Below are 3,254 nucleotides of genomic sequence, written 5' to 3' on the forward strand. Positions count from 1 at the left end.
CGATAGCGCTGGGTCAGTCAAATATCGGTTAACTGACCCGGCGCTATCGCAGGCAAGCCAGCTCCCACATTAGGTAGGTGGAGCGCGGTAGATCTGCTTTATAGTCACACCCTACAAGTGTTCAGGAGAGTCCTATGCGTATTGCTTCCCGTGTTATCGGCGGTGTTCTGGCCGTCACCCTGTTGAGCCAGCTGACAGCCTGCGGTTCGATTTTCTATCCTGATCGCCGTGGCCAGATCGACGGCAAGATCGACCCGGCGATTGCCGTGCTCGATGCGGTCGGCCTGCTGTTCTATGTGATCCCCGGTCTGATCGCCTTCGGTGTCGATTTCGCCACCGGCGCCATTTATTTCGAGCCCGGCAAGAGCGCACAAGTGGCCCCCGAGAAGCTGCAGCAAGCCATCGGCGCCGACGGCAAGGTGGACAACACCAAGCTGCAAACCATCATCGAGCACGAGACCGGCCGCAGCCTGCCGCTGGACGACCCGCGCCTGATCCAGTTCAAGGGCAGCGTGCAGCAACTGGCCATGCTCGGTCTGCAACCTGCTGCGTAAGGATTCGATTGCCCCATGAGCACCTGCACCGAACACGCCCGGCTCTTGCGCCTGGCGACCCGCGCCTCGGTCGGCGTGGCCAGTATCCTGATTATCGGCAAGGCCGTCGCCTGGTGGTTCAGTGGTTCGGTAAGCATGCTCGCCGGGCTGACCGACTCGCTGCTCGACGGCGTGACGTCGCTGCTCAACCTGCTGGCGGTGCATTACGCGCTGCGCCCGGCGGATGACGATCACCGTTACGGGCATGGCAAGGCGGAATCCCTGGCGGGTATGGCCCAGGCGCTGTTTATCGCCGGCAGCGCGGTGTTGATTGCCTTCCAGGCGTACCAGCGCCTGCTACACCCGGAACCGGTGGGCGCGCCCTGGCTGAGTATCGCGGTGATTGTGCTGTCGCTGGCGCTGACCGTGGCACTGTTGACCCTGCAACACCGGGTGATCCGCGAAACCGGCTCGAACGCCGTGCGCGCCGACTCGCTGCATTACCGTTCGGACCTGTTGCTCAATGGCAGCATTCTATTGGCCCTGGTGCTGGCGGCCTTCGGCTTGCATCAAGTCGATGCCTGGTTTGGCCTGGGGATTGCCGCCTACATCTTGTGGAGCGCGATCCAGATTGCCCGGGAAAGTTTTGCGGTGCTGATGGACGAGGAGCTGCCAGCCGAAGTCAGCCAGCACATGCTGGAGCTGGCCTGTAGCGTGCCCGGCGTACTGGGTGCCCATGATTTGCGCACGCGGATTTCCGGCAACCACTGGTTTGTGCAGTTGCACCTGGAGTTACCGGGGGAGTTGAGCCTTTCGGTGGCCCACGGCATCAGCGACCAGGCCGCCGATGCCATCCATCAGGCCTACCCACGGGCCGAAGTGCTGGTGCACGCCGACCCACAGGAAGTGGTCACGGGCCACAAGACCTAGTAGGTCACCTGATACCCGCGACTGCCCAGGCAGTTGCCCTGGGCCTGGCGGTAGGTTTGCACCACCGCCGGCGCCGGCGCGTAGGTGCCGGTCTGGGGGTCGAAGCCACTCTGCTGCACCGCCCAGCGATAGCAATCGTAGCCATCCTGCTGCACCTGGGCAGGCGATTGGCCGTTGGCGGGATAGGCCACCACGTCATAGCCATTGCCCTGGGGCGCCGACGGTGGCGGCAGGCTGGCCACCGGCGGTTGTACCACCACGTACTGCCGGGTGCTGGCCTCGTAGCTGTAGTAGGCGCCAGCGGCGAGGAAAAACAGCGTGTTGCCCACCCATACTTCCCGCGCATAGTCCGGCAGGTCATGCACGCCGATCCCATAGGGCGGCGTGACCACCACATAACGCGGACCCTGGGGCCGGTACCAATAGCCGCCCGCGAAGAAGTAATCCTGGCCACGATAGGGCACGCGGTCATGACGCTCAGGGAAGCGGTCTACCGTGTAGCCGGGGCGATACTGCGGGCCGGGGCCCCAGCCATTGCCATGCCCATCGGGGCGACCCGGCCAGCGGTTGTCATCGGGGCGGCCATTGTAGCCAGGGCCATCGGCTGGCCAATGCGGGTTGCCATCATTGCGCCGGGGAATATCACGGTAGTTGCCCTGGCGCGGCTCCTGGGTCTGGCCCACGGAGTCGGGCCGGGCCTGGATCGGCAGACTGCTCCCCGCCTGCGCTGAATGGCCACGTTCGTCGGCCATCACCGGTGTGCCCAAGGTAACCATCAACACACCTGCACCTGCCAAACGCCAGATGGGCTTCATGCTATTCCTCACTGCGGATTAGGGCCTATGCATAAGACTGGAAAGTTCTGCAACAGGTTATCAGCCGCCCGGACAATTTTCGCCGGCAAAAGAAAAGGGGCGACCCGTCGGTCGCCCCTTGAGAACTTCGTCCTGGCTCAACGCTTTTAACGTTGGCTCACCTCACGCCGTCTTGTGGACAGTGTGCAGCCCGGGGGCCGGCGCAACCCGGTGGGGTTGGCGGGCCGCAGCCGGCCTGGTTGGGCGGGCTGCAGTGGACTCTATGTCCGGGCAGTGATTCTGTTGGTAATCATAGGCGTGAGGCGCCGGCAGATGATTGCGAAGATTGCGTCAATAAACAGTGCTTGCGCAATTTTTAACCCTGGATAGATAATTCGCAGCAATAGTTACGACAAAGGCCAGCCCCATGAGCAAACTTGACCGATACGACCTGAGTATTTTGGCGGAATTACAGCGCGACGCGAGGATCTCCAACCAGGAGCTGGCCGAGCGGATCGGCCTGTCGCCGTCACCCTGCTCGCGCCGGGTCAAGCAATTGGAGGACGACGGCTATATCTCGCGCCAGGTCGCCCTGCTCGACCGCAAGATGCTCGGCCTGAGCCTCACGGCCTACGTATTGATCGGCATGGACCGACACACGCCCGAGCGTTTCGAGAACTTTGAAGCGGCGATACGCACCTTGCCGCAAGTGCTCGAATGCAGCCTGGTCACCGGGATGGATGCCGACTATCAGTTGAAGGTGGTGGTGCCGGATATGGATCACTATCAAAAACTGCTATTGGGCCACCTGACCCGGATTGAGGGCGTGACCAGCGTGCGCTCAAGCTTTGTGCTCAACCAGGTGCTCAACAGCACCGAGTTGCCGTTGACTCACCTGCGCACCTAAGACTCACCACCAACCCCATGTGGGAGCGGGCTTGCTCGCGATAGCGGTGTGTCAGTCAATGCATTCGGCGACAGGCACACCGCTATCGCG

Annotated in this window: 4 protein-coding genes; 3 read left to right on the forward strand and 1 reads right to left on the reverse strand. The window is 62.5% G+C overall.

Annotated elements, in window-relative coordinates; translation table 11 throughout:
* Positions 1-134: 134 nt before the first annotated feature.
* Positions 135-554 carry a periplasmic Zn2+ metallochaperone PmcY gene (pmcY, locus tag AC07W7_RS27080; RefSeq protein WP_169901422.1) on the forward strand — a complete coding sequence of 140 codons (420 nt, stop codon included), beginning with the start codon at positions 135-137 and terminating at the stop codon, positions 552-554.
* 15 nt (positions 555-569) lie between these two features.
* The gene (locus tag AC07W7_RS27085) at positions 570-1,463 is read left to right on the forward strand and encodes a cation diffusion facilitator family transporter (protein WP_495040458.1); all 894 of its coding nucleotides are present in this window, start codon (positions 570-572) and stop codon (positions 1,461-1,463) included.
* Here AC07W7_RS27085 and AC07W7_RS27090 read toward each other — a convergent pair.
* Positions 1,460-2,278 (reverse strand): DUF6515 family protein, encoded by an 819-nt coding sequence (locus tag AC07W7_RS27090; RefSeq protein WP_495040459.1) that lies wholly within the window; start codon positions 2,276-2,278, stop codon positions 1,460-1,462. The two genes, AC07W7_RS27085 and AC07W7_RS27090, sit on opposite strands and share 4 nt — an antisense overlap.
* A gap of 406 nt (positions 2,279-2,684) precedes the next feature.
* On the opposite strand from AC07W7_RS27090, the gene AC07W7_RS27095 reads away from it, so the two are divergent.
* Positions 2,685-3,164, forward strand: a complete 480-nt coding sequence (locus AC07W7_RS27095; protein ID WP_003176264.1) for an Lrp/AsnC family transcriptional regulator — start codon at positions 2,685-2,687, stop codon at positions 3,162-3,164.
* Positions 3,165-3,254 lie beyond the last annotated feature (90 nt).

The sequence above is a fragment of the Pseudomonas sp. GW821-FHT01D09 genome, assembly GCF_059422465.1.